Origin of the sequence: Thermostichus vulcanus str. 'Rupite' (genome assembly GCF_022848905.1) — a bacterium.
Taxonomy (GTDB): domain Bacteria; phylum Cyanobacteriota; class Cyanobacteriia; order Thermostichales; family Thermostichaceae; genus Thermostichus; species Thermostichus vulcanus_A.
The window spans coordinates 65,518-82,953 of record NZ_JAFIRA010000002.1; the positions used below are offsets into that span (position 1 = coordinate 65,518).

Below are 17,436 nucleotides of genomic sequence, written 5' to 3' on the forward strand. Positions count from 1 at the left end.
GGTGCAGCCCAGATCGAAGAAGCCAAGATCAACCGATCTGCCTTGGGGTTTATCTCGAATGGAAAGGATTGTGCCTTGAAATAGGTCAAAAAACTTAGAGTCGGCGGCGGTGATAATAATCGCTGAGTTCATGAATGTTAGACCTCAAGGCTACTCATACCCATTCGAGCAGAGAGAAGCAGAATCGAACCAGTGTTTTTTCCATTTTGGATATCTCGATACACTTTAGAACTTATTGATTTCTTTAGGGCTCCTCCTCAGGGGGAAGTTGACGACGAATCAAGAAGCGAATTTCATCTAGCAGCACATTAAAGCGAGCATCTGTCTCAGCCTGTCTCTGGTGAAGGTCGGTAATTTCACTGGCTCTTTGCTCCTGTTGAATCTGAATTTGTGCATGATTGGCTTTTAGCTGGGCAACCTCAGCCCGGATCTCCAGGGCAACTTCTGAGAGCTGGCCACACAACTGCTGCAGAGCCAACTGGCCGGTGAGCAACCTATCCATTCCCCGCATACTTGCCGTGTTGATGGCTTCTATTCTTTCTGAGAGGCGTTCTATGCCTTGGGTGCTGGCTTCGGCAACTCGGGTTACAGCTTCTGCAAGCTGGGCAAAGCGCTGGTTCAATTCTTCATCTGTCATCGGGTGGCTTTCCTAAAGAGCTATTCATAGCTTTCAACTACGAGATCAAGGTTCGGCTTAAAGGCATCTCTTTGTTCCACCCCCTCAGGGTAGCAGATCTCTAACTTGTATAACCCCATCTGGGAGATAGATCCGCTAGAGATGTTGTTCGAGAACTGGGTTCGGCGGCAATACCTCTAGGATCCGCAAGTTGAGTCAAGATGCTAATCATTACTTGGTTGCAATCACGTTGAGGCTAATCAGTTCATTAAAAACAACCATCTCACTACAATCATTAAATAAGTTAAATCGATCCACTTTGCGGATGATTCTAAACCCTGCTTGACTCAGCAACATGAATAGGTGCTCCCAGGACAGCCCAACTTTGTGGTAGTCATACTCATCCACTTGTCCGCCAAACATCATGCGCATAATGGCAAAGCGCTGGGCAGGAGTCGCCTCTTCTTTCAAGTAGAGGCGGCAGAGGGTCGGCAAATCTGGAACGCTAATCATCAATTGTCCCCCGAAGCGTAAGGCTCGATACCACTCTTTGAGAACAACGGGTAGCTCTTGTGTATAGTTGAAGTGTTCGAGGGTATGGGAGGTATAGATGGCCTCCAGACTGTTATCGGGAAATTGGCTGAGATCAACTGCATTACCAACATAATCTACATTTGGCCCGGGCTGGATGTTGAAGATCTTCCAGTTAGGATGAGGCTCCTTACCGCCAATATGGAGTCGGATGCGTTCGGTGGGCTTAGGTTCAGGTTCGTAGTTTGGTAAATCAGGAATTTGATCAATAAGTTGGTGCCTGTAGGCAAGATCAAAATACGTTTTCTCCATCGCTCTGGCTAGCCGCTTCGGATCCCAGATCACCGACTTGTCATAGGAATCTCGAATGGTCTGCTTGGCTTTTGCCAATCGCTCCGGATCATTAGCCAGTTGGATCCCGCGTTGGATAAATTCTTCAATAGACCACGTGATGCAATCGTCAAGGCCAATATTTTTAAGTAAGCTATAACTCATACGACCAAAATAATGTTTACCGACCAAGGTTAACACAGGTAAACCCATATATAAAGATTCCATTGTGTGAGTAGCACCTGTGTAAGGAAATGTATCTAGCATTAAGTCAAACAATCCTAGTTGGCCACGATGTGAACTTACATAGTCTGTTCTTGCAAGAAAACGGATTCGATCCTCTATTCCTAAACTCTTGGCCTTACTCCGATACATTTCAACCAGTGATGGGGCTTCTCCTTTACCCTTTACAACCAATATAGAATTAGGAGCATTGAGTAGTATTTGGAGATGAGCCTCTACACATTGATCATTGCGTTTGTAAGCATGTGCAGCTGTGAATAGGATAACTTGCTGAGGCTTGGCATTCAGCTTTTTCAGAAAAACTTGATGATCTTGAGGCTCGACAGAAAGGTGACGGATGGCAGCATATGTGGGTAATTGAATCAACTCTTCACGATAGTCTTCCTTGGCTGAGTCGGGAAGGAGATATGGATCAACTAGAAAGTAGTCTAGAGTTGGCAAGCCAGAGGAGTCTCCGCCCAACCAACTACATTGAATAGGTGCACAGCGATACGCAATCACATAGTTGCTCATTCGATCTGTCAATGAATCCAGATGAATGAGAATATCAAGATTGTCATGTCTAATTATCTCTATAATTTCCTTTAAATGAGAATTCTTAGGAATGTGACGAAAATGAGCCTTATGGGAAAGAAAATCTTGATAGATTGGATCTGAAACAAGAAGCTCCTCAGTAGAGAGGCCCATAAGATAGTAGTAGTAGACTTCTACATTATTTTCAACATCATGAGAGGCAAGTGTCTGGTGAGACATGATGCCTACCGAGTGGCTCATGAAGCATATGCCTAGGTAGCCCACTCGAAGTTTTCGACGGTTCAGGCTCCGACGCTCAGCAGGTGCCTTTTCAGAACCATCTTCTGGATCTAAATTTTTTCTGTGTAAGTCGAGGATGTGATATAGTATATCTGCGGAAAGATTGGTTAGCTTGCGTATGATTTTCCTGTCATCACTAACATAATTGATAAAGAAGCTGACAGAAAACAAAAAAGCCATTGCAAGAGATTGAATGTTATTTCCTGGCAATTCTTTATTTGCTAGCTTATCCCTTAATTTTTCTAGTTCTTCTATCGGCCACAAGTTGAGAAACTCTTTGATTAGTTGCTCTACCTTATCCGTGAGTGATGCTTTAGCAAAAAAGGTCATCGCATTTTCTAATAAGTAGATATGGTGGGAAGATTTTCTCTCTTCCTTTTCTGCGATATAAAGTAGTTTTTTTGCAACTGCTGAATAGCCCAAGCTTGTTGATTCTTCTAGCAGTTTCGAAACCAGCTGTATGCCAAAACCACTCGTCCAGTCTTCTGAGGAGTATAAGCCTTTGTATGACTCGAACCTTTCTGGCAGATAAATCTCAGAGAGTAAGGACAGTGCAGCAATGATTGATCGATACTGGGGCTGCGGAGTTTTTTGAGCAAAAGTCTCTAAGAGATCAAAGAAAATGTCGAAATATCCTTGATCCAGCAGATTACGTGCAACCTCAAAGAAGGCGATATCTCCAGATGGATCCGTAATCTCTGATCCAGAACTTATACTCTCAGACAGTGCTGATGAATAGAACGAGACTGCTAGCTCATCTTCTCTCTTGATTGCGTTGAAGAGTAGGATTAAGGTGTTGTATTTTTCTAAGGGATCTAACTCAAAGATTAGCTCTCTTACTTTTAATGATTGCTCATATGTATTCCTTGACTCGCTATCAGGTTGTTTGCTAGCCGTTAGTGCTAGTTCTCGGGCTGTGTTTTTCATCATTAAGATGAGTCTCTCTTTATCAATGAGGGCGGACTCTTCATCATGATCTTTATGTGGGGTCAACAGAGCAGTGTAAAGAGAATAAGCCCTTCTAGGCTCCAGATAAAGGAGTTGGTAGAGTGCTGCTTCTGTGGCTTCTTGGTATGTTTTGGGAATATCCTTCCAAAGGGTAGTCTTTTCTGGATAAATTATTTTGGTCAATACTTGTCCCCACTCTAAAGGAGAAAGGACATTTGTACAGCCTTTGGCCCAGTTTCGGAATTCAACTTCAGAGCTGGCAAATATTGTTCGTCCTTGCGCAGCAATTTCTTCTAGGTTGTGAGGTTCAGAGGGCAACATTGGCTTTTGAGAGTAGGAAGGTTGTTGGGGTCTATCATGCCACACTCACAAAGGTGGACATTGGGATCAAGCCAATGTATAAGTCAGTTAACTCAGCAGCCCTTTGCACCCATGGTAGGCTAGTGCTTGCGACAGACTTTCCTTGCTCTAAGGGGCCGCTATGCCTACAGCACCCTGTTGCTCCACAACGCTGCTGGAGTCGATAGGGAGGCAGGGCATTCAGGTAGGGCGGTACTAGGGGCTGTGGCTCTACCCTTTTTGCTTTTGCATCTTGGTTCAGGAGGGGGGTATGGGTACTTGGACTGGGAAGTTGCCGCTACGCTGACAACCCTAAGGCTATGGAGGTAGCCCACAGAGGATGTCCTTGGAATCCTTGTCTGGAAGGGCTTTTAGGGATCTGCTCGTAGGATGTTATGAATCTGACTTGGAGTGGGTAGGTTAGTACAGGCAAGTTAAGGCCAGCTCAAATACTTCTTCTTTACAAAGAGGCGTTGGATCATGAGTGCAAAACTCCGTCATTCTCTATTTCGTGCGAAAGTCTCTCAATCGCTGCTTTCTCAGGCTAAGGGTTTTACCTTGATTGAGCTGCTGGTGGTGATTGTGATTGTGGGCGTGCTATCTGCAGTGGCGATTCCTCAGTTTCTCAACCAAATTCGTCGTTCTCGCGTGGCTGAGGCCCAAGCCGCTCTGACTGATGTCTCCCGAGGCTCTGAAGCTTATCGGTTGGATTGGACCAACTATCCCTCTGAGTACGCAGCAATTGGTCGGGGCTGTAGCTCTGATTGGTGTGGCCCTGCCAAAGACAAGTACCAGAATGATCCCTGGTCTGCGCCTAACTATGGTGCTCCTGCACTGCTTACAGATACCCCTGCTCAGCGGGGTTTGATCATTGCGGTTCTGGGCAATACGGACGTGAATCCGGCCTATGTGAACGTGGGTGGTTTCCCCCTTCTCTGTGAACTGGGCCTTGGGAAAGGGGAAAAAGCCGTATCCACGGGAGATTACTTTGTTGGAAAGTCTTGTAACGTGTTCGATGATCAGGATTCAGGGGTAACGATAACCTCAGGTGGTTTAACCCTGGATCCCTATGGTACAGGTGATGTAAATTACGACTTGACTGATGCAACCGGTACAACTGCATTCTAGTTTTGTCTGATTCATTTGTTAGAGTTTGATTGTCTCTAGGCCTCCTTCTGTTGGGGCCTTTTTTGTGTCTTTCAAATCACTCAGGGGATTACAGCGTGTTTGATCAAGATTTCTCCAAGGTACCCGGATCCACGCCCAGTTCCCGCAGCTTTTGGGCCAGCCGTTCCGCTCGTTGCTCGGCGCTTTCAGCCCGTTGCCGCTCCTGCTCGGCCCGTTGCCGCTCGATTTTTTCTGCTTCTTCCGGCAGAGGTACCAACTCCCCATTCGGGAAAAAATATCGCAGCTGACGGTTGTGAATGCCCAGGTACAACCCCAGCACCTTGCTCCACCGCCACCCTTGCTCTCTCGGCACAATCTCCTCGTATCGCTCTCCCCCTTCCCCCAGCCGCAAACCCATAAACTCCAGCGTCTCTGGCGAAAAATAAAAATACTCCGGGGTTCTAAAAATCGTCTGATACAGTTCTCGCTTCTCGGTGCGATCCACCTCAGCGGTGGACTCCGAGAGCAGCTCGATGATCAAATCGGGGTATTTGCCCCCTTCTTCCCAAACCACCCAGGAGCCGCGCGGGTGATTGGACACCCCCTTGACCAAAAACAGGTCCGGCCCACGAAAGTCTTTGGTCTTCAGTTGCTCGCGGCTGTAGTAGACAGTGAGGTTCCAGGCCAGGAAATAGTCGCTGCGGTCTTGCCAGAGGCGGTGGAGGCAGGTAACCAAGATGAGCAGCTGCAGGGCATGGAGGGAGTGTTCCATTTCCGGTTCATCGCTGAGGAGCCCCTGGGCGGAGGGCATGAGCTCTGCTAATTGCTGGCGGGTGAGGGAGTTGGGGTGGGTGGATTTGTCTTGAACCAGCATGGCTATACCAAGTCCGGTGCCTCCAGCCTAGCCCAAAGCACAGTCGAGTAGCGCCGCAAGGCTTTGGGGTTGGGCCTGGGTGAGATCCTGGATAAACGCTTTGTCGTGCACAGGAAGGGATCCGTGGCCTTTTCTCTAACTTAGAGTACCCGGATCCACCCCCAGTTCCCGCAGCTTTTGGGCCAGCCGTTCCGCCCGTTGCTCGGCGCTTTCAGCCCGTTGCCGCTCCTGCTCAGCTCGTTGCCGCTCTTGTTCCATCCGTTGCCGCTCGATTTTTTCTGCTTCTTCCGGCAGAGGTACCAACTCCCCATTCGGGAAAAAATACCGCAGCTGACGGTTGTGAATGCCCAGGTACAACCCCAGCACCTTGCTCCACCGCAACCCTTGCAAGGACTCCGTCCCGCTGACGCGATCTGTCGGCGCAATCTCCTCGTATCGCTCTCCCCCTTCCCCCAGCCGCAAACCCATAAACTCCAGCGTCTCTGGCGAAAAATAAAAATACTCTGGGGTTCTAAAAATGCTCTGATACAGTTCTCGTTTTTCGGTGCGATCCACATTAGCGGTGGACTCCGAGAGCAGCTCGATGATCAAATCCGGGTATTTCCCCCCTTCCTCCCAAACCACCCAGGAGCCGCGCGGGTGATTGGACACCCCCTTGACCAAAAACAGGTCTGGCCCACGAAAGTCTTTGGTCTTCAGTTGCTCGCGGCTGTAGTAGACAGTGAGGTTCCAGGCCAGGAAATAGTCGCTGCGGTCTTGCCAGAGGCGGTGGAGGCAGGTAACCAAGATGAGCAGCTGCAGGGCATGGAGGGAGTGTTCCATTTCCGGTTCATCGCTGAGGAGCCCCTGGGCGGAGGGTATGAGCTCTGCTAATTGCTGGCGGGTGAGGGAGTTGGGGTGGGTGGATTTGTCTTGAACCAGCATGGCTATACCAAGTCCGGTGCCTCCAGCCTAGCCCAAAGTACGGTCGAGTAGCTCCGCAAGGCTTTGGGGTTGGGCCTGGGTGGGATCCTGGATAAACGCTTTGTCGTGCACAGGAAGGGATCCGTGGCCTTTTCTCTAACTTAGAGTACCCGGATCCACGCCCAGTTCCCGCAGCTTTTGGGCCAGCCGTTCCGCTCGTTGCTCGGCGCTTTCAGCCCGTTGCTCGGCGCTTTCAGCTCGTTGCCGCTCCTGCTCAGCCCGTTGCCGCTCCTGCTCAGCCAATAGCCGTTCTTGTTCTGCTTCGGTGGGCAGCAATTCCCCCACTTCGGTGGCCCAGCGGATCCAGGTGGTATCAATCCCTCGGAAGGAGCCTGTCCACTTCACTAGGTACAGCCCCAGCGCCTCACTCTTCAGTCTTCCCTGAGCATCCGGCTCAATCGGCACATACTGACTACCCAGCAAGCGAAACCCGGCCCAGTCCTCCGGCGCAAACGGATCAAACCAAAAGTATTCCGGTACCCGAATGATTTGTTCGTAAAGCTGCTTTTTGTGGGTCTTATCCGCTTGAGCAGTGCTCTGAGAAAGCAGCTCAATCACCACATCCGGTCCTTTGCCTTGCTCCCAAATCACCCAGCTTTTCCGTTCCCCCTTGGGTACCCCCAGAACAACAAAATAATCGGGGCCTTTGAAATCGCGGCTGCGAGACTGTTCCAGGCTGTAGTAGAGGAACATATTGCCGCTGACAAAGCCATCCGGTCGTTTTTGCAGCCAGGTTTCCGTGATGCTGATCAGCAGATCCATTTGGCATTTGTGCCGCCAGGTTTCCATGGGAATGCCATCATCGTAAGGGAGTTCATCTTGGCCAGGGGGCCATTCAGGAAGGTAGGCCGCATCGGGTTCTTGTAGCAAGGGATCCGCTGACTCCACAACGGGGTTGGTCATGGTAGGGTCTCCGAAATCGTTTGAATTCACTTTTCTAGGCTGGCAGGATCCACCCCCAGTTCCCGCAATTTTTGCGCCAGGCGCTCTGCCCGTTGGCGTTCCTGTTCTGTACGCTGCCGCTCTTGTTCTGCCCGTTGGCGTTCCTGTTCTGCCCGCTGCCGCTCTTGTTCTGCCCGTTGGCGTTCCTGTTCTGCCCGCTGCCGCTCTTGTTCTGCCCGTTGGCGTTCGAGGCGCTCGGCTTCTTCCGGCAAGAGCGCCAATTCCCCTGTCGGCAAAAAGTATCTCAGTTGACGGTTGTGAATGCCTAGGTACAACCCCAGCACCTCACTCCAGCGCCACCCTTGCTCTGTGGCAGGGATCTCTTCGTAACGCAATCCCTCCTGTAACCGCAAACCCATAAACTCCAGCGTCTCTGGCGAAAAATAAAAATACTCCGGGGTTCTAAAAATCGTCTGATACAGTTCTCGTTTTTCGGTGCGATCCACCTCAGCGGTGGACTCCGAGAGCAGCTCGATGATCAAATCCGGGTATTTGCCCCCTTCTTCCCAAACCACCCAGGATCCCCGTGGGTGATTGGACACCCCCTTGACCAAAAATAGGTCCGGCCCACGAAAGTCTTTGGTCTTCAGTTGCTCGCGGCTGTAGTAGACAGTGAGGTTCCAGGCCAGGAAGTAGTCGCTGCGGTCTTGCCAGAGGCGGTGGAGGCAGGTAACCAAGATGAGCAGCTGCAGGGCATGGAGGGAGTGTTCCATTTCCGGTTCATCGCTGAGAAGCCCCTGGGCGGAGGGCATGAGCTCTGCTAATTGCTGGCGGGTGAGGGAGTTGGGGTGGGTGGATTTGTCTTGAACCAGCATGGCTATACCAAGTCCGGTGCCTCCAGGCTAGCCCAAAGGGTGGACCAAAGCACGGTCGAGTAGCGCCGCAAGGCTTTGGGGTTGGGCCTGGGTGAGATCCTGGATAAACGCTTTATCGTGCACAGGAAGGGATCCCTGGCCTTTTCTCTAGCTTAGGGTACCTGGATCCACCCCCAGTTCCCGCAGCTTTTGGGCCAGGCGTTCTGCTCTTTTAGCGTAGCTACAGAAGATTGACAGGAGATTTACGGGATCAGAATTTGCCGTAGGGCCTCTTTTAATTGTGGGTATTGAAACGTAAAGCCTGCCTGTAAAGCGGCCTGAGGGATCACCTTTTGCCCCGTGAGCACCACCTGAGCTGCTTCCCCTAACAGCAGTTCTAGGGCCAGTTCCGGTACGGGTAGCCAAGAGGGGCGGGCTAAAATCTGGCCTAAAGTGCGGCAGAACTCTTCCATTTGTACCGGGTTGGGAGCGGTGGCATTAAAGATGCCGGATCCCTGTTTGAGCAGGAAGCAAACCAAACTAACCCAATCCTCACGGTGGATCCAGGAGAGCCATTGTTTGCCGGAGCCAATCGTTCCGCCGATAAAAAACTGAAAAGGGGCTAACATCTGCCCCAGTGCTCCCCCATCCGGCCCCAAGACAATCCCCGTGCGCACAATGGCCAGACGGATCCCAAGATCTTGCACAGGCCGGGCGGCGGCCTCCCAGGCTTGGCAAACTTCCCCCAGAAAATCCTGGGCAGGGGGGGCGGTTTCCGGCAAGGGATCCCCTTCGGGATGGGATCCGTAATAGCCCACAGCTGAGCCGCTGATCATCACCTGCGGTTTCTGGCTCAGGGTACTGATCGCTTGTACCAGGGCTTGGGTGGTTTCCACACGGCTGCGGCGGATTTCTTTTTTCTTGGTTTTTGTCCAGCGGGAGGAGGCTAAGGGTTCGCCCGCTAAGTTGATCAGGCCTTCGTACCCTTCTAGAGCAGTGGCCCAGGTTTGCGGTTGGTAGGGATCGTACTGCAGGAGCTTAAGGTTGGCGGGATCCCCTAATACCTTGCGGGTTTGCTCAAGGTTGCGGGTTAAGACCAAGACGTGATCCCCTTGCTCCAGGAGACGAGCGACCAAGCGACGCCCGATAAAACCACTCCCGCCCGTAATGGCAATGCGCATGATGTGGATCCCTTTTCGCAACCAATGTGTACCCAGTCTGAGTGGGCCAGAGTTCTAGCCTAACTTGTTTCCGTATCTTGTATCGATCTTGTGTCTGTATGCCTTTGCAGGCGTCCTTTATTTAGACCATTATTTAGATCGTCAAATGAATAAGATTATGAGTGTTGGTGAAACTCAATAGAAAGATTGAGACTAAGAACTTTATTAAGCCTTCAAAACCTCATTCTGATCTTTATTTATGTATTTCTTTATGTATTATGTGTGTATGTTATGGTGTATATTATGAAAATCTCCTGGAAAGATTGCAGACATTCTACATCAAAATATCTCTAATTCTGATGGCTTACATGGTTTTGCATGATGGGTCACATGTCCTGCTCTTTGCCACTGTAAAACATTCACCAGAAGTAGAGATGCTACATTTCAGATGATGCAAATAAATCTTTTGTCCCGATTGGGTAGGGCTTGACTCGGTACAGAGCTTCTCTCTCAGGATTAAGATTGATCATAACCGACATTGCAGATTATCCTTCCAGCTCAGTGTTGTGACCGAAGTTGCCGCATCTGCCCCTACGGATCAGTATCCCTCTTCTGAGAGGGGTGGCTTAGAGACCCTCAGGGGAACCTCAAGGCAGGCGGAACCGGTGGATCTAAAACGGCTGAATCGGGCCCTATCGGTGGAGGCGGAGTCTGGCTTTGGGGATTTGCAAGGACGAGAACAAACCTTCTCCCAATTTTTTTGCGGGGTCTTCGGGCAGGATCCCCCCGCCGATTGGCTGCTGGATGGGGATGACCGGCGGAAATGGCAAGAACTGGGATCCCGTTATACCCTTTACCCGGAGCTAGATCTGCCGGAACGACAGCATCTGGTGGCGGAAACCCGCCGCTGGCTGGATCAAATCCGTCGTCAGCAAGAACCGCCCCCGCCCGCCCGCCCTGCCCCTCTGCCCAAGCCCAATGGCCTCAGCCTGGAGCAACCGCTGCAATTTCTAAAAGGAATAGGCCCGAAATCGGCAGAAAAACTGGCGCAACTGGGTTTACTCACGGTGCGGGATGCCCTCTACTACTTCCCCCGCGACCATGTGAACTACTCGGAGCAGGTGCTGATCCGGCAGGCGAAAGTGGGGGAAACCGTTACCTTGGTGGGCACGATCAAAAGCTGTACCTGCTTCACCAGTCCCAAGAACAAAGCCCTGACCATTTTCAACCTGAAGATGGCCGATAGCAGCGGCACAATGACCTTGAGTCGCTTTTACAACGGGCGGCAATTCACCCAGCGGGGTTGGCAGGAATCCATACAGCGGCAATATCCAAAGGGGGCGAGGGTGGCCGCCAGTGGCCTGGTGAAAAGGAGCAAGTTTGGCCTAACGCTGGACAACCCGCAAATTGAGGTTTTATCGCCAGATTTACCTGAGGAGAGTCCGGTTCATGGCCGTGGGGGGGATCCCGTGCTTCGCTCCCTCAAGATTGGCAAAATTTTACCCATTTACCCCCTCACCGAAGGGATTACCGCCGACCTGGTGCGTAAAGCTGTGCAACTGGCGCTGCCGGCAGTGGCGTTGATAGGGGATCCCTTGCCCCAAGACATAAAACGCACCTTGCAACTGTTGGATTTGCCTGTGGCTCTCCAGCAAATTCATTTTCCAGACACAGCAGAACACCTGGCCCAAGCCCGACGACGGCTGGTGTTTGATGAGTTTTTTTATCTGCAACTGGGCCTTTTGCAACGGCGGCAACGGTATCGGGAGCAAGCCCAAGCGGTACCCCGGTACCAACCAATCCAGGGTGAACTGGTGGATCGCTTCTACCAACTCCTGCCTTTTCAACTCACCGCCGCGCAACAACGGGTGATTAGCGAAATTCTGGCGGATCTACGGGATCCCTTGCCGATGAACCGCCTGGTTCAAGGGGATGTCGGCTCCGGGAAAACCGTTGTCGCTGTGGTGGCCCTTCTGGCGGCTATCCAATCCGGTTGGCAAACGGCTCTGATGGCCCCGACCGAGGTTTTGGCGGAGCAACACTACCGCAAATTGGTGGATTGGTTTAGCCAACTGCACTTGCCTGTAGAACTCCTAACTGGTTCCACTCCAGCCGCCAAACGCCGACAGATCCTACGGCAACTGCAAACAGGGGAACTGCCCCTAGTGGTGGGTACCCACGCCCTGATCCAGCCGGCGGTACAGTTTCGCAACCTCGGCCTGGTGATCATCGATGAGCAACACCGCTTTGGGGTAGAACAACGGGCCGCTCTGCAACAGAAAGGGGATCATCCCGATGTCCTGACCATGACCGCCACCCCGATCCCGCGCACTCTAACTCTGGCCCTTCACGGTGACCTGGATGTCAGCCAAATTGATGAGCTGCCGCCTGGGCGTAAGCCGGTTCATACCGTTGTTGTCCGGCCTGGGGATCGTTTGCAGGTGGTGCGGTTGATGGAGCGGGAGATTGCCCAAGGGCGACAGGTGTACGTGGTGTTGCCGCTGATTGAAGAGTCAGAAAAGCTGGATCTGAAATCGGCCATTGAGGAGCACCAGCGCCTGCAGGAAAAGGTTTTTCCCCAGTTCAAGGTGGGCTTATTACACGGGCGCATGAGTAGCAACGACAAGGATGCCGTTATCCAAGCTTTTCGCCAGCGGGAACTGGATATTCTTGTGTCCACCACGGTGGTGGAGGTGGGGGTGGATGTACCCAATGCTTCGGTGATGGTGATCGAGCACGCGGAACGGTTTGGATTGTCTCAACTGCACCAGCTGCGGGGACGGGTGGGGCGGGGATCCGAGCAATCCTACTGTTTGTTGATGACAGGATCCAAGGGGGAGGATGCGCTGCGGCGGCTGAAGGTGCTGGAGCAGTCCCACGATGGATTTTTTATTGCGGAAATGGATCTGCGCTTCCGTGGCCCAGGGGAGGTGATGGGCACGCGCCAGTCGGGGTTGCCGGATTTTGCCCTGGCCAGCCTGATGGACGATCAAGAGGTGCTGGAATTGGCTCGCCAAGCGGCAGAACAGCTCATCGCAGCGGATCCCCATCTCACACAGTATCCTGAACTACAAGCTGTTTTGAAGACGAAAGTCAGTTACACCAATCGATTACACTAAGAAATCGCTAGCGGTTGAGTGGTCAAGTGAATCTGCAACGAAAATGGGCGGGTAAGTTGCAGCTTCAACTTCACTGGGATTAGAGTGGCTGTCTGAATACTTATAGCTGAGATAATTGCGATGGAAAAACCTCAACTTCGTTACCACCCCAGGGTTCTCTTAAGCTGGGAGGTGGATCCAGGTCATGTACCACCTATAATTTTCTCGAATAACCAGTTAACTCTATGCACAGCTTACCAAAAAAGGTATGACTTTAACTATTTTACTGAACCGCATCTTCTTACTCCTGTGGGATCCTATGATATTTACGAGTTTGTAAATCAGAATGAAGAAATTGAAGACAAAAGCTTTGACTTGGTAGTAGTCTGGAGTTCAGCCGTAACAGAAGCGAATATGCCCTACAACACGAAGAAGTTTGGCTGCCCTACAGTTTTGTTGGTGGGAGATACCCATCACTTAAGTTATCCGATTAGCAATTTGTTAACCTATGCTCTTCTTGAAGGTTTTGACTACATTGTTAGCTCATATAACCGTCAGCATCTACATTGGTTTTTGTCAGCTGGGCTTCGCAATATAGCTTGGCTGCCTCTCATTTCCATGTACACTGTTACTCACGAGTGGGTAGAAGATAGAGCTGAAGCAGTTGCATTTGTGGGTCAATTACGGGGGTTTCACCCAAGGCGTAGTAGGCTAATTAAGTCAATGAGGGAGCATCATGTTCCTCTTATCGCCAAAACAGCAGATCGTTTTGAATCAGCCAAGCTGTATGCAGAGTCACTGGTATCCTTTAATTGTAGTCTAAATGGAGATTTTAATTTAAGGAATCTTGAGATCATCTCTGCAGGAGGCTTTTTATTAACAGATCGCCTGTCTCCTTTTTCTGGACTTGACGAGTACTTATCTCCGGGTTTTTATTGCGATACTTACACATCAGAATCGGAGCTTCTCGAGAAGATATCTTACTATCTTAGCAACCCAAGATCAGCGATAGACATCGCAAAGAAGGCGTATGAAAAGTTTCACAAAGACTGGCACCCAGTACATCGAATAAATGATTTATTGAATTGGATATACAATGGATTTTTACCTGATGTTTACTCTCTCAACTCTGATGCAAGAACCTCTCTTAGCTTATCTCAGTCTGGCTTGGCAGAAACTCGACTTGCAATCTATGAGCCTATCCAGGAAATTCATCGGGTTGAGGAAAGGGTTAAAGTTTTTATCTCTGGCGACTGTCCAGAAGTAATTTTGGCTGATCTACTTGATTTACCGAGACTTGATCTATATCTCCCAAAGGATTTTACCTTCTTGAAGGACGTAAATCTACCATCTTTTAACTTTAATTTAGCGAATAATGAAACAGACGACAGCTGGGATGTATTGATAACTGACTCTAATTTTTTAGAACAAAACAAACATTTAGCTTTAAAGTTTAAGTTTTTATTTGTTCTAGGAGATGAAGGTCAACTTCTCTACTCTAATGCAGAAAGGTTGATGAAAGTTAGATTGTTAAGACTGAGCGACAAGCCAGGGCTCTTATTGAGAATCTATGATGAAGATTCCATGAACTATGTTGTCGAAGAGATATTTAATAGGAAGTGCTATCCAATTCTAGATTTTGTCCCAGATGTACAAGTGATCGTTGATATAGGTGCAAACATCGGACTTGCCAGTGCTTACTTTCGAATGTATTACCCAGATGCCTCAATTCACTGCTTTGAGTGTGACCCTTCGGCAATACACTTGCTAAAACAAAATGCCCTTGAAATAGGGAATTGCCAGGTACATCCCGTTGGATTGTATAGTGATGATGTCGATAAGGTCTTCTACACTGGTTTACAAACAACTACTCATGGCTCAATTCACAAAAGCTTGTATAGTGGTTTTCCTCGACTTATTGAGCTTAAGAAGGCAAGTTCTTATTTGGATGGCTTAGATCTCAATCGAATTGACATCCTGAAGATAGATACCGAAGGCTGTGAACTTCAAATATTGAAAACTTTGTTTGATCGATTAAACAGAATAAAACTGATCTATCTAGAATTTCACTCAGAGGAAGATAGGAGACTAATTGATCAACTTCTTGGTTCAACCCACATTCTGTGGAGAGGAAACATTCTTGATGGACATCGTGGTGAGGTTTGTTATTTGAATAGAAACTACGTGCCTTGCAATTCGCCAATCCAGCCGCTTGGTCGATAAAATAAGCTCTTCTAAGTAAAGTTCATGGCCGATTTGTTTATAAACCCTTATGCCTTACACCTCTACCGAGCTGAAAACCCATGGCCTCTCCCCCGATGAGTATCAGATGATTCTGGAGCAGTTGGGACGGGATCCCAACCCCAATGAACTGGCCATGTTCGGGGTGATGTGGTCGGAGCACTGTTGCTACAAGAACTCCCGCCCGCTGCTCAAAGGCTTTCCCACCACAGGGGAGCGGATCCTGGTGGGGCCGGGAGAAAACGCCGGGGTGGTGGATCTGGGGGATGGGGATCGGCTGGCCTTCAAAATTGAATCCCACAACCATCCTTCTGCAGTTGAGCCGTTTCAGGGGGCAGCCACCGGGGTAGGGGGTATTCTACGGGATATTTTCACCATGGGGGCCCGCCCGATTGCTCTGCTGAATTCGCTGCGCTTTGGGCCACTTTCGGATCCCCACAATCGGCGACTGTTGGCAGGGGTAGTGGAGGGGATTGCCCATTATGGCAACTGCTCCGGGGTACCGACGGTAGGGGGAGAGCTGGCGGTGGATCTCTGTTATGCCGGCAATCCGCTGGTGAATGTGATGGCCTTGGGGTTGATGGAAACGGCTACTGTGGTCAAGTCGGGCGCTCAGGGGGTGGGCAACCCGGTGTTGTACGTTGGTTCTACCACAGGGCGGGACGGGATCCGCGGCGCCAGCTTTGCCAGTGCTGAACTCAGCGAACACTCGCAACAGGACCGACCGGCAGTGCAAGTGGGGGATCCCTTTTTGGGCAAATGCTTGATCGAAGCCTGTTTGGAAGCCTTTCAAACAGGAGCGGTGGTGGCAGCCCAGGATATGGGAGCAGCGGGCATCACCTGTTCCACCTCAGAAATGGCGGCCAAGGGGGGTGTGGGCATCCGCTTCCACTTGGATCAGGTGCCGGTGCGGGAGAGCGGGATGCAGGCTTGGGAGTATTTGCTTTCCGAGTCACAGGAGCGCATGTTGTTTGTGGCACAACAAGGCCGCGAACAGGAGCTAATCGAGATTTTTCACCGTTGGGGCCTGCAGGCCAGCGTGGCTGGGGAAGTTTTGGCGGAACCCGTCGTCGAGATTTGGCATCAGGGATCCCAGGTGGTGAACCTGCCCGCTCGCTCTTTGGCGGAAGATACCCCCCTTTACCCACGCCCAATTCTGTCTGAACCCCCAGACTATGCCCAGGTAGCTTGGCAATGGGATCCCAACACCTTGCCCAGCTGTGATCATCGGGGGATCCGGCTGGGGAGCAAACAGATGGACTGGGGGCAGGTGCTCCTGAAGCTTTTGGCCAGCCCCAACATCGCCAGCAAAGCCTGGGTCTACCGCCAATATGATCACCAAGTGCAGAACAATACCCGGCTCTGGCCCGGCCAGGGGGATGCAGCTGTCATTCGCATCCGTCCACAAGCGTTTGGCCCAGGAGAAGTCCCCCCCCTGCCCAGTTCCCGCAAAGGGGTGGCTGCCACCGTCGATGGCAATGGTCGCTGGGTGTATCTGGATCCCTATGAGGGTGCCAAAGCTGCCGTAGCGGAAGCGGCTCGCAATCTCTCCTGTGTTGGGGCAGAGCCCTTGGCCGTTACTGACAACCTCAACTTTGGTAACCCGGAAAACCCGGTCGTGTACTGGCAACTGGCGCTCGCTTGTCGGGGCATTGCTGAGGCCTGTCGAGCCTTGGGTACACCCGTTACGGGGGGCAATGTTTCTCTCTACAACGAGACCCGGACTGCAGCAGGTTCCCAGGCCATTTACCCCACCCCGGTGATTGGCATGGTGGGCTTGGTTGCGGATCTCAGGTACATCTGTGGACAGGGCTGGCAACAGGCAGGGGATCCGATTTATCTGCTGGGATCCACTGCCCAAACCACGTTGGGGGGGAGCGAATATCTAGCAGTTCTGTACGAGAAGGTAACGGGTCGCCCTGCTGCTGTGGATCTGGAGCTGGAGAAACAGGTGCAGGCTAGCTGTCGATTTGGGATTCGGCAAGGCTGGGTGCGCTCGGCTCACGATTGCAGTGATGGCGGACTGGCGGTGGCCCTGGCGGAGGCTTGCATCAGTGGGGGGCGAGGAGCCACGATCCAGATGCCGAACATCCCCTGCCAGCGCTGGGATCACCTTCTCTTCGGGGAGGGATCCAGTCGCATCCTTGTGGCCATAGATCCTCTCTTTCAAGAGGCTTGGGAAACTTACCTGGACTCTTCACTTCCCGGCGGTTGGCTTCGGCTGGGACAGGTGGGTACTGAAACGGATCCCCTCTCGCTCCACTGGAATGGCGGGGATCCCCTATTCAGCCTGTCTTTGCAGGAGATGCATTCCGCGTTTCAAGGGCTATTCCTCACTCCCGTAGGCCCTTGAATCAAAAGATAAACCGAGACACAAACAAACCCCCCAGTCCAGTTGCAGGGGGGATCCCAGTTCAAAAATCTGAGGGCTGCGAGG

The 17,436-nt window shown here is 51.2% G+C and carries 11 protein-coding genes; 4 read left to right on the plus strand and 7 right to left on the minus strand.

All coding sequences use genetic code 11. From position 1 onward, the window contains the following. Positions 1 to 244: 244 nt before the first annotated feature. Entirely contained in the window at positions 245 to 637 is a 393-nt protein-coding gene (locus JX360_RS01515; RefSeq protein ID WP_244348716.1) for a hypothetical protein, read from the minus strand. A gap of 210 nt (positions 638 to 847) precedes the next feature. After that, a complete protein-coding gene (locus JX360_RS01520; protein WP_244348719.1) occupies positions 848 to 3,802 on the minus strand; it encodes an O-linked N-acetylglucosamine transferase family protein in 2,955 nt (984 codons plus the stop codon). A gap of 498 nt (positions 3,803 to 4,300) precedes the next feature. Here JX360_RS01520 and JX360_RS01525 point away from each other — a divergent pair, with 498 nt between their 5' ends. Continuing rightward, positions 4,301 to 4,948, plus strand: a complete 648-nt coding sequence (locus JX360_RS01525; RefSeq protein ID WP_244348721.1) for a type IV pilin protein — start codon at positions 4,301 to 4,303, stop codon at positions 4,946 to 4,948. 103 nt (positions 4,949 to 5,051) lie between these two features. Here JX360_RS01525 and JX360_RS01530 read toward each other — a convergent pair whose 3' ends face one another. From JX360_RS01530 to thyD, 5 genes are all read right to left on the minus strand, one after another. After that, the gene (locus JX360_RS01530; protein WP_244348723.1) at positions 5,052 to 5,801 is read right to left on the minus strand and encodes a Uma2 family endonuclease; all 750 of its coding nucleotides are present in this window, start codon (positions 5,799 to 5,801) and stop codon (positions 5,052 to 5,054) included. A 135-nt stretch (positions 5,802 to 5,936) separates the two neighbouring features. Beyond that, positions 5,937 to 6,725: a Uma2 family endonuclease gene (locus JX360_RS01535; protein WP_244348724.1), complete on the minus strand. Its 789-nt coding sequence runs from the start codon at positions 6,723 to 6,725 to the stop codon at positions 5,937 to 5,939. 135 nt (positions 6,726 to 6,860) lie between these two features. After that, positions 6,861 to 7,667: a Uma2 family endonuclease gene (locus JX360_RS01540; RefSeq protein WP_244348725.1), complete on the minus strand. Its 807-nt coding sequence runs from the start codon at positions 7,665 to 7,667 to the stop codon at positions 6,861 to 6,863. 26 nt (positions 7,668 to 7,693) lie between these two features. Continuing rightward, complete coding sequence (locus JX360_RS01545) at positions 7,694 to 8,521, minus strand: Uma2 family endonuclease (RefSeq protein ID WP_244348726.1); 828 nt, start codon at positions 8,519 to 8,521, stop codon at positions 7,694 to 7,696. A gap of 242 nt (positions 8,522 to 8,763) precedes the next feature. After that, positions 8,764 to 9,681: a thylakoid membrane protein ThyD gene (thyD, locus tag JX360_RS01550; protein WP_244348727.1), complete on the minus strand. Its 918-nt coding sequence runs from the start codon at positions 9,679 to 9,681 to the stop codon at positions 8,764 to 8,766. Between the two features lie 644 nt (positions 9,682 to 10,325). Between thyD and recG the strand changes: the two genes are divergently transcribed. From recG to purL, 3 genes are all read left to right on the plus strand, one after another. Next, positions 10,326 to 12,779 carry an ATP-dependent DNA helicase RecG gene (gene recG / locus JX360_RS01555; RefSeq protein WP_244348823.1) on the plus strand — a complete coding sequence of 818 codons (2,454 nt, stop codon included), beginning with the start codon at positions 10,326 to 10,328 and terminating at the stop codon, positions 12,777 to 12,779. A 120-nt stretch (positions 12,780 to 12,899) separates the two neighbouring features. After that, complete coding sequence (locus JX360_RS01560; RefSeq protein ID WP_244348728.1) at positions 12,900 to 14,981, plus strand: FkbM family methyltransferase; 2,082 nt, start codon at positions 12,900 to 12,902, stop codon at positions 14,979 to 14,981. Positions 14,982 to 15,030: 49 nt separating this feature from the next. Beyond that, complete coding sequence (gene purL / locus JX360_RS01565) at positions 15,031 to 17,352, plus strand: phosphoribosylformylglycinamidine synthase subunit PurL (RefSeq protein ID WP_244348729.1); 2,322 nt, start codon at positions 15,031 to 15,033, stop codon at positions 17,350 to 17,352. Positions 17,353 to 17,436: the final 84 nt, after the last annotated feature.